The sequence below is a fragment of the Variovorax sp. SRS16 genome (assembly GCF_901827165.1).
GTDB lineage: Bacteria > Pseudomonadota > Gammaproteobacteria > Burkholderiales > Burkholderiaceae_C > Variovorax.
Window position 1 is genome coordinate 5,008,373 of sequence record NZ_LR594666.1, and the last position, 24,721, is coordinate 5,033,093.

Genomic DNA, 24,721 nt, shown 5'->3' on the forward strand with positions numbered 1-24,721 from the left:
GCGAGCGCCAGCGCCCAGATCCGACGCGGGTACATCAGGGCTGAATCAGGTCATTCGGTCCGGTGTACTCGAACGAGATCTGGTCTGGCGCACCGTTCGACGTTGCCACTGTGAGGCCGACGGCCGTCTGACTGAAGGGATAACGAACTCTGCCCAATTCTCGGTAGTCGCTGCTGTAGATGACGCCGGCTTTCGGTCCGGAGCCGGCGATGCGCAGGGGCATCCCGGGCGGCATCGGTACGCCACCGTTCCACTGAACCGGGCCGGTGTACCCCGTCATAGTCCACGGTGCTACGCTGCCTGCTCCATGCGGAGCAGTGAACTCCTTCCACAGCTCGTGCGAGTTTTCGGTCGGCCAGGTGGGAATGACGCTCCAAGCCAGCACAGTGTCTGAGGCAAGCCACGCACGCATGCCCCTGGCGTCGTCGAAATCCGCGGCAGTGGAGACCACCGCGCTGATGGCGCCAAGCCTCGACGCGAAGCCGGCCTTGATCAGCACCGCAGCCGGAATGGACAACGTTCCCGTCTCGACAGCAGCAACGGCGCTGCCGCTGCCCAGATTCGGCAGCAGGTCGATATCTAGGTCGAATGGATCCTCAACAGGCGCGTGGGCCTGCGCACGAACCCGCACGGCTTCCATTGCCCACGGCAAGTTGTAGACGAATGCATGCTCTATGAGCGATATCGCGTCGTCTGCGTCTTCGTCCCCCAGCTCGGTAACAGGCGCTCCCCTCAGCCACTGATCTAGGAACTTTCGCCAATCGAGCGGCAACGACTTCGGCTTGAACGGGGGGATCTCGAAAGCAATCTCGGCGAAAGTGATGATCGCCTTGACAGCTTCATCGGCCTCGCCGCCGTCTACAGCGGTATCCGCCCTGAGCAGCAAGAACTCGAGCTCGTCGGCCTTCTCATCCAGCTTTCGCCCCGTCTCAAGGCCAACTCCGGCGAGGAAATAGCCGCGCCGTTGCGCCGCTGTGGAGCCGTTCCAGATCAGCTTGGCGCGCGCCTTCAAACCAGAGAGAAGCGCCTTTTGAACACCCTCGCTCTTTCGAGCGAGCCGGCGCATCAGCAGCGATGACGTCAGCACCTCATCGATTTTTGACTCGAGCTCTTCATCAGCAACTTGCGCGTCCCCAAGCAAGCTGAAGATGGCAGTGTCGAGGCTCGTGAGATGACGCGGCCAATCGTCAGCCGCGGCCTCCGCCAACCTTTTTCCTTCTCCAGGCACCGCTGCAAAGCTCCAGGCACCCTGACCTGCCACATACGCCAGCAAGGCATCGACGTCCCTGGTCCCAAGCTTCTTGACCATGCGATCAAGCAGCCAGTAAAGCAGTCGGAAGATGCCGCTCTCCATCTCACGTTGCTTATCGCCGCGAATGAGCCCCTTCCATGCATCTCGGCGCTTGTTGTGCTCGTCGAACATCGGGTAGAGCACCAAGCCTTCAATGTCGACATATGCGCGGCCAGCCCGACCGACGACGTTGCGGAACTCCGACTCGTCGATAGCCTCGCCATGCCTGAAATGCCCATGGAAGATGAGGCTGGTGGCCGCAAGATTAAGTCCCTGCGCGAGCGTGGGGGACGACACCGTAAGCTTCAGGATGCCTTCACGGAGCAAGCGCTCCACCTCCTTGCGGAACTGGGTGGGCAGCTCGCCGTGGTGTACTGCCACGCCCATTCGAAGGCATTTCAAGATCTCGTGGTCCGCGCCGAACCACTCAGCGCCCACGGCCAACGCAGATGCGATGGCGGCGGCCGGCGGCGTCGTGATGGGCTGGAGCAGCCCCTTATTGCTGAGCTCGATGATGCGCTTGGCGAACGGCATGACCGACACGCGGATCGGACAAAAGACCAGAACCGACTGGCCATCCTCAATCAGGCGCCACGCCGTAAAAATGCAAAGGTCGGTCTGCGATCCGGGGATGATCGCCGCGTTTGCTCGATTGGATGTCCTCTTGCCGACTACAAACTTGGGAATGAACGGATGCTCGTCCCCGACCACCACGTTCAGCTGAGCGACCTTGGTCGCGGGGTTCCAGTCAACCTCACCAAATCGAAGCCGCGTTGGGCGCCAACCGTTCTTGATGAGTCCATCGGGCCGGTCGGCCGTGAGCCAAGCGGTGAAGTCAGCGAGTTGGTCACCATCAGGCAGGATCGCGGAAAGGCAGACGATGCGCCGGGAAGCTGCGTCAGGCCTCCGAAGCAGCCGCTGAATCTGTGCCTCGTAGCGCACCTCCCGCTCGCCGAGCCCGATCATGTGGCCTTCGTCGAGGACCACCAACCCCACGTCATCCAAGAGCGTCGGGTCGCTCCGTAGGGCGAAATCGAGCTTCTCGGGCGTCGACACCACGATGTCGCGCGACTTGAGCGTGTCGACATCGCCACTGCTGGCACCGATGCTGCCATAGAGGCTTGAGACGCTTTTGCCGAGCGCGCCAAACGTGCGACGCAGCGAGACCTCGGTTTGCGCGGACAGCGCACGCAAGGGCGTGACGAAAACAACTCGCTTGCCTGCCGCCAGGCACGCGAGGATGCACAACTCTGCGATGCGCGTCTTTCCCGCACTGGTGGGCAGTGACAGCACAAGGTTGGCGTCGTACTCCAGCACACGCTTCGCCGCGTCAATTTGGGACGGCCAAAGCTCAATCTCCGACCGACCTCGGCACAACAGCGCGGTGATGAATAATTTGCGCAGCGATGCCCAATCGCCAACTGCTGCTCCATCGGGACCTGCCATGGGCAGGATCGCGTGGAAGCTGCTGGACCATAGGGAGTCGACGACGTACACCGCCAAGCGATGCACCCACCACTGGCTGACGAAGTTCATGTCGCCAGCGACGGACAGGCCCTGCCTGAGCCGCGCCTGGGCTTCGCGGATGAGTTGCTGTTCGCCCCGCTCCAAAGCGAGCAGCGTCTGGGACATCGCCGACATGAAGTTGCCCTCCAAGCCAAGCAAGAGGGCCTCAGCCACACCTTCGCCGTCTTCCAGGGCCTCCCCCTGACTGTCTACTTCAAAAAGGGGATCCAGCGCAGCCATGACGTTGTCGTCGGAACCGGCGCCGGACTCGAACCAGCCTGCGACCGCACGGTTCACCCCAGCAAGATCCCGCAACACCAGTTGTGCCAGGCATCGCTCAATGACAGACAGGTTGGCCTGCTCGAAATCCGATCTCAGGAGTGAGTAGGCGCGCGCAGAGAATCGCCCCAGGTGGTACGCGCTGCCTGCGACCAAGCGGTGGAAATCCCGCGTCTCATCCAGCTCCCCTCGGGCAACGACCGCCTCGATGGACTCCGCCGCAACCTCGAACGCTTGTCGCGCGGTCGCGAAGTCTCCGCCTAGGTCTAGATACCGCAAGCCATGGAGCAGCAGCGAGTAGCCGAACGAGAGCAGGTCCTCCGACAGAAGCGGACTGAAATCCGGCGCATCGATTGGCAGCTCGCCCGAACGCCAAATCATGCCGCGCGCCTGCCCCCTTGCAAGCAGCTGTTGACGGTAACCCGCCTCAACCGCTTCACTGATGTTGGAGCGCAGTTCCTCGAGTGTGGATGCCATCAGGCCCCAACGGCCGTGAAAACGGCTTTGATGAACGTCTGATGCTCAGGGACTCGCAGCCCGACGTAGTGCTGGGTCGCCCCCCCGGTGTAGCCGCTCAAGTTTGCTTGCAACAGCTTGGTCGTGTCGTTGCCGGTAAAGGCGAACAGCATGTGCGTGATGTCTGTCGGCTTCAACGACTTCTTCAACTGCGCATCGTCGATTGCGTCACGCAGGGGCTTGTCGGCAAGGTCAAGCAGTCGGTCGGCGACGAATCCCATTGAATGGGGCGAAGGCAGCTCGGCAAAGCCCGAAAGCGCTTTACGGGCTGTCGCCACGGTGGAAGCGGGCATGGCCGCATTGCTCTTAGATTCCGCCTTGAGCACAGTGAGCTTGCCTGTAACTGGGTTCAAGTTGAAGCCCAACATGTCGTCACCTCGCATCGACATATTGCGGTGATCCTTGAACTGAAGGCGCTTTATGCCCAGCATAAACGGCGTCTTCTCACGGACGAAAGTTGTGCACAACACCTCGCCGAGATCGCCGGACTTGAGCTGCGCGCTTTCTGGCAGCCTGTTTTGAATCAACTCCGCGACTTCGTGCCGCTGCAGGCGAGCGAACATCTCGGCCAACCGGCTCGACGGCAAGAAGTGATCGGGCATCACATCTGCCACGATGGCGACCGACGCATCAAACTTCGATGCATCTGCGGTCATCATCGTGTGGCTATGCGGCGCAGTGCACCCAACGGTGACCTCCGTGCACCATTCGGCGAAACGCGTCATGCGATATAACCTTCGACTATGGAATGCCCTCGCACCCGCTCGGCCAGCAATACCGATCTCAGCGCGGATGGACTATGACGGCGGGGCCCATGCCGCCGCGCACGTGGGGCTCAGGGAAACAATAGTAACTTACCAGATGTCCGGGTCTCCAGACTCAGCTTCGCAGTTTGGATGCAATGCCCATCAACACATAGATCGCTCGAAAGCCGCCTCCCAAGGACGTGCTGTCGGTTGGTGTCAGGGGTCGGGTGCGGGCGCTGGCGGCTTTACCATTCCAGCGGTGCGTGACATATTGCCAACGCGGTCGAGCACGCGGGCCCGAGCGATGAAAAGTCTAAGGTAAAAGTCAGGCTCCGCATAAGTCCTGCCATAACGATGCGCCTGCTGTCCGTTCTTCCCCTCCTGCTTGTCGCGTCTGCCGCCACCGCCGGCCCGCCCGTATACCGATGCGAGATCGCTGGCAAGGTCAGCTACTCCGACGCGCCCTGTGTCGGCGCCAAGGTGGTCGACGCCACCCCGAATCAAGGCGTCGACAAGATGACCGGCCAATCGCGCAAGGGGAAGGACGTGCAAACCGCCGAGATGAATACCGCGTTCGACAAGGCCCTGCAACCGCTCACCGGCAAGCCGCACGAAGAAATGGATGTCATGCGGCGCAGGATCAAGCTGAGCGCGCAAGACCAGGGCGAGTGCACGCGTCTCGACAGCAACTTGCCGGGCCTTGAGGCCAACGCGGCCGGCGCCACGGGCACGACCAATGGTCGGACGGACGTGGAGTTGTACCAAGCGCGCAAGCGCTTCTTTGATCTCCGGTGCTAAAGGAAGCGGACGATGGCAAGAAGAAGAATGTCGAGTCCGCTGGAGGACTTCCTTGAGGTTGTCGCCCTGCTACCTTGGTGGGGCGGGGTCGTCGTGGCCGTGGTGTGCTACGTGATCCTGCACCGATGGGCACAACCGGTGCCGGTGACGAGCTTCCAGCCGGGCGATGTCGCCACGACGGCTGTCCGATCCGCCGGGGCCATGTTGGCGGTCTACGGGCAGTACATCGTGCCAGTGCTGTGCCTTATTGGCGCAGGCATGTCGGCCTGGCGCCGCAAAGCCCGCCAGACGCTCGTAGGCAACGTCGCACAGGCCAAGGGCGCCGATGCACTGGACGGCATGTCCTGGCGCGAATTCGAGGTGCTGGTCGGCGAGGCCTTCAGGCTGCAGGGCTTCCGCGTGCTGGAGACTGGCGGCGGTGGCGCCGATGGTGGCGTTGATCTGGTGTTGACGAAGGGCGGCGAGAAGTTCCTAGTGCAATGCAAGCAGTGGAAGGCCTTCAAGGTCGGCGTCGACGTAGTGCGCGAACTGTACGGGGTGATGGCCGCACGTGGCGCCACTGGCGGATTCGTGGTGACGTCGGGCACGTTCAGCGGCGACGCTCAAGATTTTGCGCAGGGACGAAACGTCAAGCTCGTCGACGGTGCCCGGCTCTTCGCCCTTATCCGGCAGGCCAAGAATTCGCTATCCACCCCGCGCGAGCCCGAACCAGCAAATAGGCCCCAGCCGGAGTGGACGCCTGCGCCACAGCCATCGTGCCCATCTTGCGGGGCGGGGATGATCAAACGCACGGCGAAGAAGGGAAAGAACGCTGGGCAGAACTTCTGGGGATGTTCAACCTATCCGACGTGCCGCGGCGTGCGCGCCACTGGCGAGATCGGCTAAGCGGCGGGCGGGTGTTCTAGAAGTTCAGGCAAGCAATCTGCAAATTCCCGCTGAATCCTAGACATCGCATTCGCACAAAGCTGATCGCCGGTCAGAACGGCCAGTGTCATGCCAGTCATCGTGGTCAGGCCGTTCGAATTGCGCAGTAGTTGTAGCGCGAGCACAGTGGGAAAGCCATCGGCAGACCGGCTCAAGGCGTGAACGCCTCCGTGAACGAACGAGTTCAGCGCAGGCCAGCTAACTTCCTTAAAGTGAGACAGCATCTGATGCGCCGCGGCCGGTGCCCTGCCCTTCTTCACCAAGTCATCGATCATGTCGCTCGCGCCCGGCAAATTCTTGGCAGCCTGTTCGCTCTCCTTCGCCAGGGGTGCCTGCATCTTGTCCACCGCCGAATCGGGCGCGGCATACAGCAGCCAGACGGCGCGCGTCAGCGCTTCGAACTGCAGGCGCACGAGCCCTACCGCGGACACGGCAAGGGCGAGGGACATAAGCACTTGGACGGCCTGTCCGTGCTCTACCGAAACCAGGCACATTCCCACGGCGGCCTGAGACCGCGGCGCGTCGTTAAAACCGTCCTCGCCGAGGATCTCGAATATGCGATCCTGCAGCCCCTGAGAGCGCCTGAGCATTCGCAGCAGATCGGGCGCAACGTTCGAATGTGTTGTGAGGTCCATCGACTCGAGATCGTAGACCACAGGCGGCGACCCTCGGCCATCCAGAGAGAGAATCGCTGCCGGCCTTGCCCAGCGTGTAGCGCCACGTGTCGTTCCGGTTTGACTGGTAGAAATCGAACATGGTCGGCCTCGGCAATTAGCCGCTGGCAACCAGAGCGTGCAGTTCCTTGGTGCGCTGCTCAGTCAGTTTCGTCTGGCAACCCGCAACTTCAAGTGCCATGGGAGAGCCTCCTGCGATGTCGCCCTTGATGTTGGCGGCAATCTTCGCCTCGCCGCACGTCGCTTCGCGTGTCTTGATCCAAGCCCGCTGCTCGTCGCGCAACGCTGCCTTGCCGGCGTCATCGAGGCGAGCCCTTGCCGCCGTATAGCCGCGCGTTGAGGCATCGCACCGGCCAAGTGCGGGGCTCCGAGCTACCGGTGGGGCGCTGGTGGCGGAATCGCGTCTAGGATTCCTGCTGTGGCGACTCAAGCCAACAAGCGGTGAGCAGCGAAAACCAAGAGATTTATGTTGCTCTGCGTTGACTGAGAATGCCTACATGATGCCTACACGGCGCCAGAAAGCAAAAAGCCCAACCACGAATGGTTGGGCTAAGTACTTGATCCCAAAGGGAAAATCTGGTGGCCTGGGGCTGAATCGAAAAACCAACTGCGGGCCGCGCCAGTACTCATTCCGCAAACGTCACGGTTCTTGGGGTACACGTTTGGGTACACCAGACCTCCGAAGCACATTTTATAGGCTTTGTAGATCCGGCGCGGATCGTGTCGCCACCCGTCGCTGACGGCGAGATCCGGATCGCGCTCCGGGCTGTGCGCCAGGGTACGGGGCGAGCCATCCGCCGCAACGCAAGCCCCGCTAGCCCATCGCGAGCCATTTCAGCGCGACTCGCGAAGGGGTGGCCATGCGCATCCAACACTCAAGGTGCACGTTGGGCGCCGAGCACCTCATTGAAAAGTAAGAGCAACTGGCGAGCGAACATATCCATGTTCAGCGCCCGATTCGCTTCATCCGTTTCGATCGTTCTGATCGCAGTGACGGCACCAACCATCCCGACACAAACATGACCGTATGGGTCCGGCCAAGTCATCTGTCGCTCACCCGCTACCGAGTGACCGTCGAGGAGGCCGCCGAGCGCCGCCCTGGCGCCGCGCCCGACACCGGCGGCCGAAGTTGCCGTCCAGCAAACCGCATTGGCTCCGGCTCAGGCGCTGCCCGCAAAAGAAGCCGAGGAGGCGTTTCGTCGTGACCACCAACAGTAATCACACGAGCCCGATCTTCCCGAACCTTGCCAAGGGCCTCGTGCCGGGTCCCGACCAGCTCTAAGTGGCAGACATCATGTACCCTTAGGTAGGCAGCCATTTCGCGTATCTGACGGCCCATCCTGGATGCAGGCTCGCGCAAGATCGTGAGCTACGCCATCGACAACACGATGGAGACACGGGGGCTTTCACGCTGGGCGCATCGCTCAGGCGGACCTCGACGCCGGAACGCGCCACCGTTGTAACGAGTTCGCTGTCGGGAACGGCCTGATGCTCGATGCGCACCAGCCCGAGGTATCCAGTGCAATATCGCCAACGCCAGAGATGCGACGCAGTTCCTTTTCGACCATTCCGAACTCGGCAGCACAACACATGCTGGGTACGGACAGCAAAGTAGTTGTCTTCGTGCGCGCCGCCAGTGCGACGGCCACGGCTGCCCCCAACTGGCACCCAGCAGGGCCACCTGACCATGTGAGGTCCCGTAATCCGCTACAAACGCAGCATGAGCATCTTGTTTCACCGCGGCATCGGCGCCGCCCTTGGCGCGGCGGCGCTTTTTGGCGCCGGCACACCCTTCGCTAAGCTGCTGCTGGCGCATGCCAGCCCCTGGCTGCTCGCCGGCGTGCTCTACCTGGGTTCGGGTGTCGGACTGCTTGTCTGGCGGCTTGTATCGCGCCCTCCGGCCGTGCGGCTTCGGCGCACAGAAGCAGGTTGGCTTGCCGGTGCCGTGATCGCGGGTGGGATGCTGGGTCCGCTACTGCTCATGACGGGCCTCGTCGGCATGGCTGCTGCCGATGCCTCCCTGCTGCTCAACGCCGAGGGGGTGCTGACCGCACTGATCGCCTGGTTCGCCTTCAAGGAGAACTTTGATCGCCGCATTGCCCTGGGCATGCTCGCCATCGTCGCCGGAGCCATGGTTCTCAGTTGGCCCAGCGAAGCGCGTGCTGGCGCCCTGTGGCCGTCGCTGGCCGTGCTCGGTGCCTGCCTTGCCTGGGCCTTGGACAACAACCTGACGCGCAAGGTGTCGGTGACCGACGCCTCGTTCATCGCCATGACCAAGGGACTGGTGGCCGGCGCTACCAACCTCGCGCTCGCGGTGGCCACCGGGGCCAGTTGGCCTTCTGCCACCGTTCTGGCGGGCGCTGGCGTCCTGGGCCTGCTGAGCTATGGCACGAGCCTGGTCCTGTTCGTGATCGCACTGCGACATCTCGGCACCGCCCGAACCGGCGCGTATTTCTCGGTGGCTCCGTTCTTCGGCGCCGTTGTGGCGATCGGGCTTCTGGGCGAGCCTTTCACCCTTCAACTCGCGTTGGCCGGCGTGCTGATGGCGATTGGCGTCTGGCTTCATCTGACCGAAAGCCATGGGCACCTGCATGTGCATGAGCCGTTGGAGCACGCCCATGAGCACGAGCACGATGAGCACCACCAGCACACGCATGCCGACGGTACACCGGCTGCGGCGAAGCACACGCACTGGCATAGGCATGAGCCCGTGGCGCACGCCCATTCGCACTACCCCGATGTTCATCATCGGCACACGCACTGAGAGAGGTTGGTGCTGCAGCGACGAAAGCCTGATTGCGGGGGCGTTGCTGCCTGTTACCCTTCATTGCAACAACCCTATTGGCAACGGCCCCCGGACGCCCATTGCTAAACTCCGGCCGCCATGCGCTGCATCCTGCTTTTCTTGCTGATCGCACTTCTGCCGTTCCACTCGGCCTGGAGTGCAGCGGCCGCGTTCTGCGAGCATGAAGAAGCGGGTGCAACTGCGCATTTTGGCCATCACGAAGGCCATCACCCTCAGGCCTCGCAGAGTCACGCTGCAGACGAGGTGTCGTCCGCGGCCGATGAAGGCACGGCCAACACCAGTGACGGGGACTACCATCACTTTTTGGGCGCCAATCCCCTGCCCTCCATGCCCAAGTTGCCCGCCCCCGTGTTCGCGGGCGGCCGAGAACCCGCGGAACCCACGGGTTTCTATCCCAGCACCCTGATCGCCGCGCTCGAACGCCCTCCCAAGAGCCTTGCCGAAGTCCTTCGGCGAGGTCAGTTCGAGTGCGCGTAGCCCTTTCTCGATAGAGCAGGAAAGCCAACGCAGCCCGAGCTTCGCCGAATTCCTCCATTCAGTGTTCAGCGGAGAATTCGATGCGCAGGTTTTTCTTGCCGCTCATAGCGGCGGTTCTCATGGTGCGTGTGGCGTCAGCCCAAGGCACGCCACCCCCTTCCAATTCATTGCCCCCTACGGCGATACCTGGCACGCCCGGGTCTTCGTCGCTGTCGGTACGCCAAGCCGTGGAATTGGCTCTGGCGCACAACCCCGAGCTGGCTACCGCCAGCGCGGAAGTCGATGCGACGGGTGGCGCCCGTCTACAGGCACAAGCACGGCCCAATCCCGAGGTAGCGTTCCTGCTGGAGGACACGCGGCGCGAAACCCGCACGACCACCCTGCAGATCAACCAGCCAATCGAACTGGGCGGCAAGCGCGATGCCCGCATCGCAGCGGCCGATCGAGCGACGGACGTGGCGCGGTCCGATCTGGGCGCACGCCGCCACGCGGTTCGTGCGGCGGTCGTCACGGCCTTCTTCGATCTGCTGGCCATCCAGGAACGCGCGCGCGTGTCCGAGGCGTCGCTCGCGCTGACGCAGCGCTCGTCGCGGGCGGCCGCACAACGCGTGCAGGCGGGCAAGGTCTCTCCGGTCGAGGAAACCAAGGCACGCGTGGCCGAAGCCAGCGCGAGGATCGAACTGGCCCAGTTGCGCGGAGAAGAAGTCGGCGCACGCGCGCGCCTCAACAGCGCCATGGGACAACCGCAGGGGAACCATACCCTTGATGGAACGCTGACCGACCTGCCTGCGCCGCTGTCGGAAAGCACCTTGCGCGCACAGCTGAACAGCGCGCCCGCGCTTCGCCGCGCCGAACTGGAGGTCGAGCGACGCAAGGCCATGACGGCCGTGGAAAACGCTCGCCGGATGTCTGACGTCACGATCAGCCTGGGTGCTAAGCGTGACCAGGAGGTGGGCCGCAACCAGGTGGTCATCGGCCTCTCGATTCCGCTGCCCTTGTTCGACCGCAACCAGGGCAATGTGCTCGAAGCGCTGAAGCGCGAAGACAAAGCGCGCGACGAGCTGCTCGCGGCCAGGCTGCAAATCGAAAGCGAAGCGATCCAGGCGCGCGAGCGGCTGGCGGTATCTCGCGCTGAAGCGCAATCCTTGGCCGCCGATGTCCTGCCCGGCGCTCAGAGCGCCTTCGACGCCGCAACCAAGGGGTTCGAGCTGGGCAAGTTCAGCTTTCTGGAGGCCCTCGACGCCCAGCGCACCCTGCTGCAGGCGCGCACCCAGTATCTGCGCGCACTCGCTGAAGCACACCGCGCGAGCGCCGACCTCAACCGGATGCTCGGCGTCGACAGCCTGTCGAACGCTCAATGAAACACGGAAGACTCCCATGAAATCCCCCGAACCCAAAAAGCAGCGCCTCGCCATCGGCGCGGTCGTCATCCTCACCGTCGTCTTGGGCGCCTTCATCCTCGGCAACAAGAAGACCACGTCTGGCGCCGACGAAAACGGCCACGGCCACGAAGAAACCATGGCCAATGACCACAAAGACGAGCGCAAGGACGAGCACGACAGTGGAAAAGCCAAAGAACCCGCGAAGGGCCCGCGCGGCGGCAAGCTGCTGAAGGACGGCAACTATGCAGTCGAGGTCACGATCTTCGAGACCGGCGTCGAACCCCAGTTCAGGCTCTATACCTATCTGGACGGAAAGCCGCTGGATCCGGCACAGAGTCAGGTCCAGTTGACGCTCGAACGGCTGGGGCAGGCGCCTCAACCCTTCAGCTTCCGCAAGGAAGGTGACTACCTGCAAGGCGACGCCATCGTTTCGGAGCCGCATTCGTTCAAGGTCGACGTGAAGGCGGCGCACGCGGGCAAGACTCATCAGTTCGGCTACGAGCAGATCGAAGCCCGGGTGACCATGACCGATGCCCAGTTGAAATCGGCCGGCGTCGAGCTCGCGGCCGCAGGGCCCGCCAAGATCGGCACCACCCTCCGGCTCCTGGGCGAAGTCAAATACAACAGCGACCGCACGGTTCAGGTGGTTCCCCGGGTCGCAGGCCTGGTGGAAGAGGTCTTCGCGAGTGCCGGAGACAACGTGCGCAAAGGGCAGGTGCTGGCGGTACTGAGCAGCCAGGGGCTGTCCGACCAGCGCGCGGAACTGCTGGCCGCGCAGCGCCGCCTGGCCCTGGCGCGCACGACCTACGAGCGCGAACGCAAGCTGTGGGAAGAAAAGATCTCGCCGGAGCAGGACATGCTGCAGGCGCGCACGGCGATGGAGGAGTCCACGATCGCCGTCCAGAGCGCGCAGGGCAAGCTTTCGACGCTGGGCGGCGCGCCGGGCTCCGGCAGCCTGACCCGCTATGAGTTGCGCTCACCGATCGACGGCGTGGTCACCGAAAAGCGGCTGTCGCTTGGCGAGACCGTCAAGGAAGACAGCGCGGTCTTCACCGTGTCCGATCTGAAGTCGGTCTGGGTGGAGGCTCCTGTACCCACGCAGGAGTTGGGCAGCATCGCCACCGGACAGCCGGTCGTAGTGCGGGCCAACGCCTTCGAGGCGCGAGCCGACGCCAAGATTAACTACATCAGTGCGCTGGTCGGCGAGCAGACGCGCAGTGCCATCGCGCGCATCACCCTGGCCAATCCCAAGGGCATCTGGCGCCCGGGCCTTCCCGTGTCGGTCGATGTGGTGATCGAAGAGAAGGACGTACCCGTCGCAGTCGCCGCGGAGGCCGTGCAGGACCTGCGCGACTGGAAGGTGGTGTTCGGACGGTACGGCACCAGCCTGGAGGCCAGACCACTGGAACTGGGCCGCAGCGACGGCGAGCACATCGAGGTGCGCGAGGGCCTGCGCGCCGGCGAGCGCTACGCGGGCACGAACAGCTTCGTCGTCAAGGCCGAGCTGGGCAAGGCTGGCGCGAGCCACGACCACTGAACCGGGAGCGAACCATGAAACAGATCACTGCCGTCATCCGTCCACACCGCCTCGAAGCCGTCGAAGCCGCACTCCACGAGTTGCCGCATCTGCCGGGCTTCACGCTCTTTCCGTCGCAGGGTCACCCGCGCGGGCACGGTCACGACCATCATTTCGCCAACGACGAGTGGAAGCCGGATTCGCATCAGCAAACGGTGCTGATGGTGTTCTGCGCCGACGCCGATGCCCAAAGCATTGTTGAAGCCATCGCGAACGCGGCCTATACGGGACACAACGGCGACGGCATCGTCGGCGTGAGTGAACTCACCGATGTCGTGCGCATCCGCACGGGCGAACGCGGCGACGCCGCGCTCTGAGGCACGACACCATGTTCGAACGCATCATCCGCTTTGCCATCGACCAGCGATGGCTCGTCATGCTCGCCGTGCTGGGCATGGTCGGGCTCGGTATCTTCAGCTACCAGAAGCTGCCGATCGACGCCGTGCCCGACATCACCAACGTCCAGGTCCAGATCAACACCGAGGCACCCGGCTATTCGCCATTGGAGGCCGAGCAGCGCGTCACTTTCCCGATCGAGACCGCCATGGCCGGCCTGCCCAAGCTCGAGCAGACGCGCTCGATCTCGCGCTATGGCCTGTCCCAAGTCACGGTGATCTTCAAGGAAGGCACCGACATCTACTTCGCCCGGCAACTGGTCGGCGAACGCATCCAGGAAGCCAAGGGCAAACTGCCTGGCGGACTGACGCCGAGCCTGGGGCCGATCGCGACGGGCCTGGGCGAGATCTACATGTGGACGGTGGAGGCCGAGCCCGGCGCCCGCAAGCCCGATGGCAGTGCCTACACGCCCATGGACCTGCGCGAGATCCAGGACTGGGTGGTCAAACCTCAGCTGCGCACAGTGCCCGGCGTGACCGAAATCAACACCATCGGCGGCTTCGCCAAGGAGTTCCAGGTCGCACCGTTGCCAGACCGGCTCGTGGCGCACGGCCTGGCGATCTCCGATCTCGTGACCGCACTGGAACGCAACAACGCCAACGTGGGCGCAGGCTACATCGAACGCCGCGGCGAGCAGCACCTGATCCGCTCGCCGGGCCAGGTCGGCACGGTCGATGACATCGGCAACATCGTCATTGCCACCGTCAAGGGCGTGCAGGTGCGCATCCGCGATGTCGCCGAGGTCGGCCTGGGCAAGGAACTTCGCACCGGCGCCGCAACGCAGAACGGCCAGGAGGTGGTGCTGGGCACTGTCTTCATGCTGATCGGCGAGAACAGCCGCGACGTGTCGAGCGCCGTCGACAAGCGCCTGGCGGCGATCAACACGAGCTTGCCCAAAGGCGTCATCGCCAAGACGGTCTATGACCGGACCGTTCTCGTCGACAAGGCGATTTCCACCGTCAAGAAGAACCTGGTCGAGGGTGCGCTGCTGGTCATCGCGATCCTCTTCCTGTTTCTTGGCAACATGCGCGCCGCCATCATCACCGCGACGGTGATCCCGCTGGCGATGCTGTTCACGTTCACCGGCATGGTGAGCAACAAGGTCAGCGCCAATCTGATGAGCCTGGGTGCGCTGGACTTCGGGATCATCATCGATGGCGCGGTGGTCATCGTGGAGAACTGCATCCGGCGGCTGTCCCATGCGCAGGCCACCCTCGGCCGGACGCTGACGCGCAATGAGCGCTTTCACGAGGTGTTTGCGGCGTCCAAGGAGTCGCGCCGCGCGCTGATGTTCGGCCAGCTCATCATCATGGTCGTGTACCTGCCGATCTTCGCGCTGACCGGTGTGGAAGGAAAAATGTTCCACCCGATGGCATTCACGGTGGTCACAGCACTGCTGGGCGCCATGATCCTTTCGGTCACCTTCATGCCGGCGGCCGTTGCGCTGTTCATCACCGGCAAGGTCAGCGAGAAGGAGAACCGGGTGATGCGGTGGGCCAAGCGCGGGTATGCCCCGTCGTTCGACTGGGCCATGGCGCGCAAGCCGCTCGTGCTCACCATCGCCGCAGCCTGCATTCTTCTGTCCGGCTTGCTCTTCACGCGCATGGGCAGCGAGTTCATCCCCAGTCTCGACGAAGGCGACATTGCGCTGCACGCGCTGCGCATCCCTGGCACGAGCCTGACGCAAGCCATTGACATGCAGACGCAGCTCGAGAAGGTGATCAAGGGCTTCCCCGAGGTCGATGCGGTATTTGCGAAGCTCGGCACGGCCGAAATCGCGACCGACCCGATGCCACCCAATGTCGCGGACAACTTCGTGATGCTGAAGCCGCGGAATCAATGGCCTGATCCTGGCCGCAGCAAGGCGGACCTGGTGGCGGCCCTGCAGGAGGCCGTCGGCAAGGTGCCGGGCAACAACTACGAGTTCACGCAGCCGATCCAGATGCGATTCAACGAGCTGATCTCCGGCGTGCGCAGCGATGTGGCGGTCAAGGTGTTTGGTGACAGCATGGATGAAATGAACGAGAACGCCGAGCGCATTTCGCGCGTGCTCGAAGGCATTCCAGGGGCTGCCGACGTCAAGGTCGAGCAGACCACGGGCCTGCCGATGCTGACGCTCAAGATCGATCGCGAGAAGGCAGCGAGGCTTGGCCTGAATGTCGCGGACATTCAGGAGAACGTCTCCGCGGCGCTTGGGGGACAGGAAGCCGGCGCTGTCTTCGAGGGCGACCGTCGCTTTGACATTCTCGTGCGCCTGCCGGATGGTGTGCGCGGTGACATCGAGGCCATCAAGCGACTGCCGGTGCGCCTCCCCGTAGGCGACAGCGGTGCGGCGCGCGGGTTCGTACGGCTGGCCGACGTCGCGACGATCCTTTCGGCCCCCGGCCCGAACCAGATCAGCCGCGAAGACGGCAAGCGGCGAGTCGTCGTGACGGCCAACGTCAGAGGACGCGACATCGGCAGCTTCGTCACCGAAGCGCAGCAGAAGATCCGCGAGCAAGTACAGGTTCCCAGCGGCTACTGGACCCAGTGGGGGGGCACCTTCGAACAGCTGCAGTCGGCCAGCAAGCGTCTGCAGATCGTCGTGCCGGTGGCGCTCTTGCTGGTGTTCACGCTGCTGTTCGTGATGTTCGGCAATGCGAAAGACGGGCTGCTGGTCTTCACCGGCGTGCCGTTCGCCTTGACTGGCGGTGTGCTCGCGCTGTGGCTTCGCGACATTCCCTTGTCGATCTCTGCGGGCGTCGGCTTCATTGCGCTCTCGGGCGTGGCCGTGCTGAACGGCCTGGTGATGCTTTCCTACATCCGCAGCTTGCGCGAAGACGGCATGCCGCTGGACGATGCCATCCGCGAAGGCGCGTTGACGCGCTTGCGACCCGTGCTGATGACGGCGCTGGTGGCATCTCTCGGTTTCGTACCGATGGCGATTGCCGTCGGCACTGGCGCCGAAGTGCAGCGGCCGCTGGCGACCGTGGTGATCGGTGGCATCTTGTCGTCGACGGCGCTTACGCTTCTGGTTCTGCCCATGCTTTACAGGCTCGCGCATGGGCGAGACGCCAAGCTGCACGAAAATCAGCACGACGCGAAGGCCGAAGGGCCGATGCCGCCAGCACAGATCGCCGGCGCGTAGCGCAGGCCTGACCTCGTTCGGTGGACCGGTCGCCCACTTGGGCTACTTCCGCAGCGAGTTCGTCGAACGCCGCCCGTGGCTGGACGACCAGACGTCCTCCGACCTGGTGACCCTGTGCCAATTCCTGCTCGGTCCGGCGAGCAGCCAGGTCGGCATGGCGCTCGGGATGGGACATGCGGGCTGGTGGAGAGCGCTGGCCGCGTATGGCGTTGCCCCCGCCGGTCTGCTACGACGGGGCGACGATCTTGTCGTTTTGATGGCTCGATTGGCGAATTGCCTGCTCGCTCACGACGGGCGAAGCGATCTCTGCGTTGGGCGAGATGCGGGAGAGTTTGCTCCCCACGCTCGGTCAGGTTGGCTATGAGGGTCTGCTGCGTATCGGAGCGCCTCTTGGAGGCTGAAGCGTTGACGCGCCCATCAAAGACCTGATCTGGACAGGCTGAACCAGCGCCGCTGTCCCTAGGGGTGCGCGGCGCCATTTAGGGGCGTCCTACGAGGCCCTGTGCTTCTGGACAGGCGCGCGCCCGTCGGCAAGGCGGGACAATTTGCAACTCCTTTTCGGAAAACTTCCTAGCTTGACAAGAAGTTGCGCGTCGTGGAAATGCCCACAGCAAGAAAGCGCTGGCGCGCGAACTCGACCTGGCCGCCTACTATCAGAGACGGCTGGACGCACCGATCGATCCGACCGACATCCCTCATCTCTGAAACCCGCGACCCATCGAGCACCGTGACGCAGCGAAAACTTATCGGCGTGCTGACGCCGTCTTCCAACACCGCGCTCGAGCCGCTGAGCAGCGCGATGGTCAGTGCAGTGCCCGGCGTTTCCGCGCACTTCTCGCGCTTCACCGTCACCGAGATCTCGATGCGCGATGCCTCGATGAATCAGTTCGACGACAGCAAGATCCTCGAAGCTGCGCGGCTGTTGGCCGATGCACGCGTGGACGTGATCTGCTGGAGCGGCACCTCGGCAAGCTGGCTCGGTTTCGAGAAGGACGAGAGCCTGTGCGCACGCATCACCGAGGCGACCGGCATTCCGGCCACCACCTCGGTCCTGGCGCTCAACGAATTGCTGGCCGCGCAAGGCGCTCGCACCATGGGCCTGATCTCGCCGTATGTCGAGGACGTGCAACGACGCATCATTGCCAACTACGCGCGCATCGGCATCGACTGCGTGGCTGAACGACACCTCGATCTGACGGTGAATTTCTCGTTCAGCGAGGTCGCGCCCGACACACTGCGCCGCATGCTGCGCGAGGCGGCACGGCAGCAGCCGGACGCGATGACTGTCATGTGCACCAACCTGCACGGCGCGCAGTTGGTCGAGGAGATGGAACGCGAGCTCGGCATTCCGATCTACGACTCGGTGGCCACCGTGGTGTGGAAAGCTCTGAAGGTGATCGGCGTCGACATGCGCAGCGTCAAGGGCTGGGGCAGCCTGTTCGGACCGCAGGCCTGAACCTGGATCAACACGCTCCTCCATTGCCAGGGGCGGTAGACATACGCCGCTCGACACCAGCCTTCGGTCTCCCTGTCCCATCGCGTCCAGATTGAACGTGCGGGGCCGAGCCAAGCGGGGCTGGCGCCTCGCTGTCGGGAGACCCAAAAGGAAGGCAATATCCCAGCTGCGACAAATATCACGCACACATGACAAACCCTTGTCTGCCGGTCGTCATTAATCCTTTCCCTTTATCCGATTGGGCCCACTGGGAACTAGACTTGACCAATGTGCCGCCGGCTCGCCGTATTTCTTTTGCTTTTGACTGCGTTTTGGCAGGCTTTGGCAATGGGCGGCCACACCTTTGTGATCGGTGATTCGCACGACATCACACATGCGGCCCTTCACTGGGAAGAAAAGCCGCACCATCACCACCCGGATGGTTCCGTGTCGCAAGACAGTTCCGCGGAATCTGCGCATCACATTTTTGCAGACGGGTGCCTCGTGGCTGCTGTGATTCTTCCCGCGCCGTTGGTTTTGTATTTCCCAGCCAAAGCCAGCCGGCCGATCGCGCCTGGAGCGGCCGTCCGACCTTGGCCGTACCTGGACGGCCTTCGACGGCCCCCTCGTCTGACCGCCTGAAGACGCCCTAGCCGGGGACACGCGCCTCGGAGACTCTCGGGCGTCGTTCGCGCTTACAGTGCCGATTGTTGGCCGCCCTATGCGGGCGGCTGACACTTCGTGCCGTTGATCCATCTGTCAACAAGAGCCCACTCCTCGGCAGGACGTCGAATCTATCGGAGCGACGGCCTCTGCCTCGTTGTCGTGGGATGCCGTGCGTTGACCTCCGCGCTGGCACCACTTAACCGCACACAAATCAGAAATCATGATCTCAACTCTTCTGGCGGCGCCTTGGAGCGTCGCCTCTTATCGTCGGAAGTTCCTCGCAAATCGCGAAGAGAACCTGTTCATGGGGTCCTTTGAAAGCTTCGCCGCCGCCGAAGCTGCGGCCCCCGCCTCAAAGGCCGTCGGCTATGACAACGCCGAGGCTGCAAAGACGCTTTACAGCCATCAGATCTATTTCTGGGACTACCCCGCATTGTTCTGGATCAAGCGTTCGATCGAGGACGGGATGCGAAGCTTCTTCGATCTCGGCGGTCACGTGGGCATCAAGTACTACGCCTTCCGGCGTGTTGCCAACTACCCCTCCGAGCTGCGCTGGCGAGTGTGCGATGTACCTGGCGTGGTCCAAGCCGGCGGACAGCTGTCCGTCGAGCGCGCAGCGACCGGGCAGTTGAGCTTCTGCACTGATTTCAGGGAAGCCAGCGGCTACGACGTCCTGTACGCGTCGGGAACGCTGCAGTATCTGTCCATTCGCATTGGCGAAATCCTCGCGGCGTTGACGGTCAAGCCGAAGCGTATCGTGCTGAACACCACCGCTGTGCATCCCGACCACACGATGCACACGCTCAACAGCGTCGGCTTCGCGGTGTGTCCCTACCGCATCCAGCACCACGATGAGCTCATGGGCGAACTGACGTCAGCCGGCTATCGGCGCCTTGATGGCTGGCGCAACGAGGGCAAGCCGATCAAGATACCGTTCGTTGAAGGCGGCGACAAACCCTATTACGCGGGCTGCTGCTTCGACCAACGCTGAGCAGGGGCCACCGCAGCAGCGGCTCTCGGCTCTTGGGCGTCCTGGTAATCCCGGTGACCACCGCTGCATGAGGCGCAGACAACTGCGATCTCGTGGCCCATGGCGATCCGCGCGAAGTCGTCTTGGCAGGTGCCAGATGGGTTGGCAACTACCGCGCGGCACAGGATCGCTCTTCAGCGGCCCGCTTTCCGCGCGGGTCCAGCAATCGCCTTCCTCATCATCGACGCCACCGACTATGGCCTGAGCTTGCGCTTCGATCTGCCCGCCCACTGCGCGTTCGGGGCTGCGCGAACCGGATCCGCCTTTTTTCTTCGAACCGTCCATCGGCGCAATGGTCGTGACCAAGTTCGGCGACCGAAGCGACAGGCGGATGATGACTGTGGGCGGCATGTTCATGGTGCTTGGGGGACTCAATCCGGCGAAATCGAATGCGAATGGCCGCGAGCATCGGCGCGTCCGGTAGTGCATGAACTCGATCATTCGCACGATGACGATCATCACGTGCACACCATGGGCGCTGCCCGTAGGGCCGCGCGGCCTAGGTACACAACAGCCCTTGTCCCATCCCATGCCCGTGTGCCTCACCACGCATCACCGGGAGGAGCGGGGATGCAATCGGTCGACCAGAAAACCGATGACCGGATCATTGCTCCGCTTCGGCGAGTGGGTCGAAGGCAAGCCAGCTCGCACCCCACAGCTTGCCGCCGAATGGACGCATGTAAGAAGTCCTGGAGAGACATGCTCGAGAGCACCTCGGGTGCTGCCGAGGTTCGGCGAAGCAACGAAGCGCAGACGTAGATGCCGTGATCGCCGCGCTTCGCTCCTATCTCAAATAATGCGTAACCGAATACCCAGGGTTTCCTCGAACGCACCTCGAATGCAAGAGAAGATGCGAAACGACTGGCTTGCGATCAATCGGCAGTCACCACTTTCACATAGAGCTCCATGACGAGCCATCCGACCAGCGCGGCAGCGCCGATCAGCAAGATCACCGACGACACGATCTTGCCTGCGACCCGTGATCCAGCGACTGGTGTTAGAGGGCCTTTGGGCCGAGCTTGTGAAGCGTTGTCCATTCCGCCATTTTGATCTTCAAGGGCCGCATTCGCTCAAAAACCGTGATCTCGCCGAGGATCACCATTCAAAGGTCGTGTCAAGGCGGGCATCAATCCAAAGCGGCAAGCGCCGCACCTCACATCGCCGGATAACCGGCCTCTGACAACGCGGCGACCACGCTCTCCCGGTCTTCTTCAGTCTGAACTCGGACCTTCTTGCTGGGAAGATCGATTTCGACCTGCGCCAGGGTGTCCAGTCCTTTGACGGCTTGGGTGACGCGGCTGGCACAGTGTCCACAGGTCATCGATTGAATGTCGAACTCATACATAAGGCGCTCCTTTTTTGACAGATCCGAAGTCTGAAGATTGCCACCATGGGAGGGTCAACGGGGCACCCCTATTGACCACACCCTTTTGAAGGACGAAGCGCAGGTCGTTTGACCTTTCCATAATGGGAAGGTTGAAGCTAGCGATCTGATTTTCAGGAAGTCATTTATGAACAACAGTGGTGTGCACGGCGGTGGCGGGCTGATGATGATTCTGGACGTGGAGGCCTGAAGCGGCCGCAGGCAAACGAACGGCTTCACTCGGTGTATCGACCCGCCCGCCTAGGTGTCGTTCGTGAAATAGAGGCCCGTGAAGGCCGGGAACGACCGATCAGGGTGGCCCGGCAGGTAGAGCGAACGCTCATGGACGGCCCACTCGTCGCCCAGCGTATAGCCCAACGCCGTCATATCCCCAATAAATGCCGCTCGGTTGTAAACGTGGAAAGGAGAAAAGGAACCCTCGCCGAGGTTCTGCGTGGTAATGAAGTCCTGACCGGTGTACAACGGGAGCTTGTTGAGGAGGATGTGTTTCGGCCTTGTTGTGCATCGCTTCAGCAGATCACTCGGGCGGCCGTCCTCGAAATACTGAATGGCGCCTGCGGAAATCCAGATGTCGACGCCGGAGAGCGCGGGCTCCAGGTCCTCCACGAAGCTGAGCGCCAGAGCGTCGGTTCGCAGCGCCATCTCTCGCCCTATCGAAGCGATGGCGGGCACCTCGACAATTCGCCAGGTCAGTTCCGGAGGCATCTCGAAGTAGCGTCGATAGGCATAGTAGTGAACGCCGACCGATCCGCCGATGTCTAGGACTCGAGTGGCGCCGTGGCGAATCGCGCGCTCGAGCCACCACATCATCGGGTAGTCGTAGGCGAAAATGCGCTTCGTGCGGACCTCAACATATTCGGTGGCGAGCGCGGCCTGATCGAACGCGAGGCTGGGCGGCAACGAGGCGCGTGCTTCCGCGAAGCTTTCGAACAAGCCATAGCAGGAGGCAAGACCTTCTTTGGACACGAAGTTGTTGGCGCCGGCCGAAATTTGACCCCCCCGTGAGGGTTGTGCCGGTTCAAATTTGACCCGGGTGTTCAGCCTACCCTGCTGCTTTTTTAAGCGGTGGGGGTATGAGGATTGATCACCATGGCCATGATTGGCAAGGTCCTGCGGATGCACCACCGCGAGAACAAATCGGTGCGAGAGATCGCGAGGGCAACGAGCCTGTCGCGCAACACGGTGAGGAAGTACCTGCGCGTGCCGGTGGCGCAGCCACCGAAGTACGTGCGCCGAGCGGCCTCGACGAAGCTGACGCCGTTCGTCGAGATGGTGAAGATGTCGTTGTTGGCCGACGCGCGTCGACCGAAGAAGGAGCGGCGAACTGCGCGAGCACTGCTGCAGCAGATTGCGGCGGCCGGCTATGAAGGCGGGTACACCCAGCTGACCGACTTCATTCGAGAGTGGCGAGCGCAGCAAGGGGGTGTTGCTGTCGGCAAAGCGTTCGTGCCCCTGGCATTCGAGCTGGGCGAGGCGTTCCAGTTCGACTGGAGCGACGAGGCGCTGGTGATCGGCGGGATCTACCGCAAGCTGCAAGTCGCGCACATGAAGCTGTGCGCGAGCCGGGCGTTCTGGCTGGTCGCGTACCCGAGCCAGGGTCACGAGATGCTGTTCGACGCCCACACCCGGTCGTTCGCCGCGCTGGGCGGTGTGGCTCGCCGTGGGATCTACGACAACATGAAGACCGCCGTGGACAAGGTTCACAAGGGCAAGGGCCGTACCGTCAACGCGCGCTTCTCGGTGATGTGCGCGCACTATCTGTACGACCCCGACTTCTGCAACGTGGCGTCGGGCTGGGAGAAGGGTGTCGTCGAGAAGAACGTCCAGGACAGCCGCCGGCGCATTTGGATCGACGCGCGAGAGCGGCGCTTCGCCAGCTTCGACGAGCTCAATGCCTGGCTGGGCGAGCGCTGCCGGGCGCTGTGGCAGGAGGTCAAGCATCCCGAGCACAAGCAGTTCAGCGTTGCCGAGATGCTCGAGCACGAGCGGGGGCAGTTGATGCCGATGCCCGCCGCCTTCGATGGCTACGTCGAGGAGGTGGCCCGGGTGAGCAGCACCTGCCTCGTCTCGGTGGCGCGCAACCGTTACTCGGTACCGTGCGAACTGGCCGGCCAGATGGTCAGCACGCACCTGTACCCGACGCGCGTGACGGTGGTGGCCGGCGACGCCCTCGTGGCCGAGCACGAGCGGCTCACGGACAAGGGCAAGACGCGCTACGACTGGCAGCACTACATCCCGCTGGTCCAGAGGAAGCCGGGAGCGTTGCGCAATGGGGCGCCGTTCACGGACCTGCCGCAGCCGCTGCAACGGCTGCGCCGCGCGCTGTTGCGCGAGACCGGAGGCGATCGCCTGATGGCCCGGGTGCTGGCTCTGGTGCCGACAGCGGGACTGGAGGCGGTGCTGGTGGCCGTGGAGTTGGCGTTGGACGGCGCGCCGCCCTCGGGGCGCGTGAGCGTCGAGCACGTCATCAACGTGCTCGCGCGTCTGAACGCGGCGCCGCGGCCGGCCAATGTGGAGACGGCGCTGCAGGTGCTGACACCGCCGATTGCCGACACAGCTCGCTACGACCGGCTGCGCAACATCCAGGAGGCCGACCATGCGTGACGTCATTGCCGAACTCAAGGCGCTGCGCTTGCACGGCATGGCCGGGACGTGGGACGATCTGATCGAGCAGAACAACGCCGAGCTGGAGCGATCGCGTTGGCTCGTCGAGCAGATGCTGCGCGCCGAGACGACCGAGCGCGCCACGCGCTCGGTCAGCCACCAGCTGAACGCGGCAAAGTTCCCGGTGCATCGGGATCTTGCGGGGTTCGACTTCGAGGTCTCTCCGGTGGATCGCAAGCTGGTGCTGCAACTGGCCGACATGAGCTTCACTGATGAAGCACACAACGTCGTGCTGGTGGGCGGGCCTGGCACCGGCAAAAGCCATCTTGCGACGGCCATCGGCGTGGCCGGCATCGTGCAGCATGGCAAGCGCGTGCGCTTCTACTCGACGGTGGACCTGGTCAACGCGCTGGAGCAGGAGAAGGCCCAAGGCAAGGCCGGTCGCATTGCGGCGAGCATGCTGCGCCTGGATGCGGTCGTCTTGGACGAGATGGGATACCTGCCCTTCAGTCAGGCCGGCGGGGCGCTTCTGTTCCACCTGCTCTCCAAGCTCTACGAGCACACCAGCGTGGTGGTGACGACCAACCTGGACTTCGCCGAATGGTCCAGCGTGTTTGTGGATCCGAAGATGACCACCGCGCTGCTGGACCGACTCACCCATCACTGCCACATCGTGGAGACGGGCAACGACAGCTACCGCATCACGCACGCCACGGCCAACACGAAGAAGCGCATCCGCGCTCGGGAACAGGAACGAAAGGAGGCCAAGGCGCCACCGGAAGACCTCGCCTGATCAACGCTTCGAAGGGACAAGGCGCTGCGGGCTTCGCCCTCCGCGCCCTCTAAGACCGAACATCAAGCAAAGCAAGAAAGGAGGAAACAGCTACAGTTATCCACAGTCGGCGACCACGATGCCGGCTTCCATCCCCGGGTCAAAGTTCAACCGGCAGGGTGGGTCAAAGTTCAACCGGCGCCGACAGACACGAAGTGCTTGCGTCGCCAATGCTCCAATACCGGTCGCATGACCGGTCCTTCGAAGATCTCACGGAGTTGTTGGACTGGGTTGTGGGTAGTCATACGTGTCTCCTTCCTTCTGTTGGCCGC

At 63.1% G+C, this 24,721-nt stretch carries 19 protein-coding genes and 1 pseudogene; 13 read left to right on the forward strand and 7 right to left on the reverse strand.

The genetic code is table 11. The annotated features are described in order from the left end of the window. Positions 1-34 precede the first annotated feature (34 nt). Positions 35-3,553, reverse strand: coding sequence for a DEAD/DEAH box helicase (locus E5P2_RS24215; RefSeq protein WP_162569666.1), 3,519 nt, complete (start codon positions 3,551-3,553; stop codon positions 35-37). Continuing rightward, a complete protein-coding gene (locus E5P2_RS24220) occupies positions 3,553-4,317 on the reverse strand; it encodes a Hachiman antiphage defense system protein HamA (protein ID WP_162569667.1) in 765 nt (254 codons plus the stop codon). The genes E5P2_RS24215 and E5P2_RS24220 overlap by 1 nt, the downstream gene beginning before the upstream one ends. A gap of 375 nt (positions 4,318-4,692) precedes the next feature. Between E5P2_RS24220 and E5P2_RS24225 the strand changes: the two genes are divergently transcribed. Together E5P2_RS24225 and E5P2_RS24230 are read left to right on the forward strand one after the other, a co-directional pair. Beyond that, complete coding sequence (locus E5P2_RS24225; RefSeq protein ID WP_232080824.1) at positions 4,693-5,136, forward strand: DUF4124 domain-containing protein; 444 nt, start codon at positions 4,693-4,695, stop codon at positions 5,134-5,136. 12 nt (positions 5,137-5,148) lie between these two features. Further along, positions 5,149-6,021 (forward strand): restriction endonuclease, encoded by an 873-nt coding sequence (locus tag E5P2_RS24230; RefSeq protein ID WP_162569668.1) that lies wholly within the window; start codon positions 5,149-5,151, stop codon positions 6,019-6,021. Here E5P2_RS24230 and E5P2_RS24235 read toward each other — a convergent pair. Next, positions 6,018-6,695: a DUF6988 family protein gene (locus E5P2_RS24235; protein WP_162569669.1), complete on the reverse strand. Its 678-nt coding sequence runs from the start codon at positions 6,693-6,695 to the stop codon at positions 6,018-6,020. The genes E5P2_RS24230 and E5P2_RS24235 overlap by 4 nt on opposite strands. Positions 6,696-6,831: 136 nt before the next feature. Then, the gene (locus tag E5P2_RS38185) at positions 6,832-7,164 is read right to left on the reverse strand and encodes a lysozyme inhibitor LprI family protein (RefSeq protein ID WP_269475700.1); all 333 of its coding nucleotides are present in this window, start codon (positions 7,162-7,164) and stop codon (positions 6,832-6,834) included. Between the two features lie 1,290 nt (positions 7,165-8,454). Between E5P2_RS38185 and E5P2_RS24245 the strand changes: the two genes are divergently transcribed. The 9 genes and pseudogenes from E5P2_RS24245 to E5P2_RS24285 all read left to right on the forward strand — a co-directional run bounded on the left by E5P2_RS24245 (position 8,455) and on the right by E5P2_RS24285 (position 19,590). Continuing rightward, positions 8,455-9,498 carry a DMT family transporter gene (locus E5P2_RS24245; protein WP_162569671.1) on the forward strand — a complete coding sequence of 348 codons (1,044 nt, stop codon included), beginning with the start codon at positions 8,455-8,457 and terminating at the stop codon, positions 9,496-9,498. A gap of 120 nt (positions 9,499-9,618) precedes the next feature. Beyond that, positions 9,619-10,017: a hypothetical protein gene (locus E5P2_RS24250; RefSeq protein ID WP_162569672.1), complete on the forward strand. Its 399-nt coding sequence runs from the start codon at positions 9,619-9,621 to the stop codon at positions 10,015-10,017. 227 nt (positions 10,018-10,244) lie between these two features. Next, on the forward strand, positions 10,245-11,378 hold the full coding sequence (locus tag E5P2_RS24255; protein ID WP_232080825.1) for a TolC family protein: 1,134 nt from the start codon (positions 10,245-10,247) through the stop codon (positions 11,376-11,378). A 16-nt stretch (positions 11,379-11,394) separates the two neighbouring features. Further along, complete coding sequence (locus E5P2_RS24260; RefSeq protein WP_162569674.1) at positions 11,395-12,936, forward strand: efflux RND transporter periplasmic adaptor subunit; 1,542 nt, start codon at positions 11,395-11,397, stop codon at positions 12,934-12,936. Positions 12,937-12,950: 14 nt separating this feature from the next. Further along, positions 12,951-13,292 carry a P-II family nitrogen regulator gene (locus tag E5P2_RS24265; RefSeq protein ID WP_162569675.1) on the forward strand — a complete coding sequence of 114 codons (342 nt, stop codon included), beginning with the start codon at positions 12,951-12,953 and terminating at the stop codon, positions 13,290-13,292. A gap of 11 nt (positions 13,293-13,303) precedes the next feature. After that, on the forward strand, positions 13,304-16,498 hold the full coding sequence (locus E5P2_RS24270) for an efflux RND transporter permease subunit (protein WP_162569676.1): 3,195 nt from the start codon (positions 13,304-13,306) through the stop codon (positions 16,496-16,498). A 4-nt stretch (positions 16,499-16,502) separates the two neighbouring features. After that, positions 16,503-16,703 (forward strand): annotated as a pseudogene (locus tag E5P2_RS24275) (chromate transporter); the annotation flags it as partial. 522 nt (positions 16,704-17,225) lie between these two features. After that, entirely contained in the window at positions 17,226-17,954 is a 729-nt protein-coding gene (locus E5P2_RS24280) for a maleate cis-trans isomerase family protein (protein ID WP_162569677.1), read from the forward strand. A gap of 865 nt (positions 17,955-18,819) precedes the next feature. Next, positions 18,820-19,590: a methyltransferase, TIGR04325 family gene (locus E5P2_RS24285; RefSeq protein WP_162569678.1), complete on the forward strand. Its 771-nt coding sequence runs from the start codon at positions 18,820-18,822 to the stop codon at positions 19,588-19,590. Between the two features lie 911 nt (positions 19,591-20,501). On the opposite strand, the gene E5P2_RS24290 is transcribed toward E5P2_RS24285, so the two are convergent. The 3 genes from E5P2_RS24290 to E5P2_RS24300 all read right to left on the reverse strand — a co-directional run bounded on the left by E5P2_RS24290 (position 20,502) and on the right by E5P2_RS24300 (position 21,979). Continuing rightward, complete coding sequence (locus E5P2_RS24290; protein ID WP_162569679.1) at positions 20,502-20,666, reverse strand: hypothetical protein; 165 nt, start codon at positions 20,664-20,666, stop codon at positions 20,502-20,504. A 116-nt stretch (positions 20,667-20,782) separates the two neighbouring features. Beyond that, complete coding sequence (locus tag E5P2_RS24295) at positions 20,783-20,974, reverse strand: heavy-metal-associated domain-containing protein (RefSeq protein ID WP_162569680.1); 192 nt, start codon at positions 20,972-20,974, stop codon at positions 20,783-20,785. 279 nt (positions 20,975-21,253) lie between these two features. Beyond that, positions 21,254-21,979 carry a methyltransferase, TIGR04325 family gene (locus tag E5P2_RS24300; protein ID WP_162569681.1) on the reverse strand — a complete coding sequence of 242 codons (726 nt, stop codon included), beginning with the start codon at positions 21,977-21,979 and terminating at the stop codon, positions 21,254-21,256. A 123-nt stretch (positions 21,980-22,102) separates the two neighbouring features. On the opposite strand from E5P2_RS24300, the gene istA reads away from it, so the two are divergent. Together istA and istB are read left to right on the forward strand one after the other, a co-directional pair. Continuing rightward, entirely contained in the window at positions 22,103-23,617 is a 1,515-nt protein-coding gene (gene istA / locus E5P2_RS24305; protein WP_162569682.1) for an IS21 family transposase, read from the forward strand. Next, positions 23,610-24,410, forward strand: coding sequence for an IS21-like element helper ATPase IstB (gene istB, locus E5P2_RS24310; RefSeq protein ID WP_162569683.1), 801 nt, complete (start codon positions 23,610-23,612; stop codon positions 24,408-24,410). Before istA ends, istB begins: the two co-directional genes overlap by 8 nt. The last annotated feature ends 311 nt before the right edge of the window (positions 24,411-24,721 follow it).

What these genes read in the sequence shown, in the direction of transcription:
- E5P2_RS24265 (WP_162569675.1), top strand. Translation starts at nt 12,951, where the DNA reads ATGAAACAGATCACTGCCGTCATCCGTCCACACCGCCTCGAAGCCGTC.
- E5P2_RS24260 (WP_162569674.1), top strand. Translation starts at nt 11,395, where the DNA reads ATGAAATCCCCCGAACCCAAAAAGCAGCGCCTCGCCATCGGCGCGGTC.
- E5P2_RS24250 (WP_162569672.1), top strand. Translation starts at nt 9,619, where the DNA reads ATGCGCTGCATCCTGCTTTTCTTGCTGATCGCACTTCTGCCGTTCCAC.
- E5P2_RS24295 (WP_162569680.1), bottom strand. Translation starts at nt 20,974, where the DNA reads ATGTATGAGTTCGACATTCAATCGATGACCTGTGGACACTGTGCCAGC.
- E5P2_RS24235 (WP_162569669.1), bottom strand. Translation starts at nt 6,695, where the DNA reads ATGGACCTCACAACACATTCGAACGTTGCGCCCGATCTGCTGCGAATG.
- istB (WP_162569683.1), top strand. Translation starts at nt 23,610, where the DNA reads ATGCGTGACGTCATTGCCGAACTCAAGGCGCTGCGCTTGCACGGCATG.
- E5P2_RS24225 (WP_232080824.1), top strand. Translation starts at nt 4,693, where the DNA reads ATGCGCCTGCTGTCCGTTCTTCCCCTCCTGCTTGTCGCGTCTGCCGCC.
- E5P2_RS24270 (WP_162569676.1), top strand. Translation starts at nt 13,304, where the DNA reads ATGTTCGAACGCATCATCCGCTTTGCCATCGACCAGCGATGGCTCGTC.
- E5P2_RS24215 (WP_162569666.1), bottom strand. Translation starts at nt 3,553, where the DNA reads ATGGCATCCACACTCGAGGAACTGCGCTCCAACATCAGTGAAGCGGTT.
- istA (WP_162569682.1), top strand. Translation starts at nt 22,103, where the DNA reads ATGGCCATGATTGGCAAGGTCCTGCGGATGCACCACCGCGAGAACAAA.
- E5P2_RS24290 (WP_162569679.1), bottom strand. Translation starts at nt 20,666, where the DNA reads ATGGACAACGCTTCACAAGCTCGGCCCAAAGGCCCTCTAACACCAGTC.
- E5P2_RS24245 (WP_162569671.1), top strand. Translation starts at nt 8,455, where the DNA reads ATGAGCATCTTGTTTCACCGCGGCATCGGCGCCGCCCTTGGCGCGGCG.
- E5P2_RS24230 (WP_162569668.1), top strand. Translation starts at nt 5,149, where the DNA reads ATGGCAAGAAGAAGAATGTCGAGTCCGCTGGAGGACTTCCTTGAGGTT.
- E5P2_RS24285 (WP_162569678.1), top strand. Translation starts at nt 18,820, where the DNA reads ATGATCTCAACTCTTCTGGCGGCGCCTTGGAGCGTCGCCTCTTATCGT.
- E5P2_RS24220 (WP_162569667.1), bottom strand. Translation starts at nt 4,317, where the DNA reads ATGACGCGTTTCGCCGAATGGTGCACGGAGGTCACCGTTGGGTGCACT.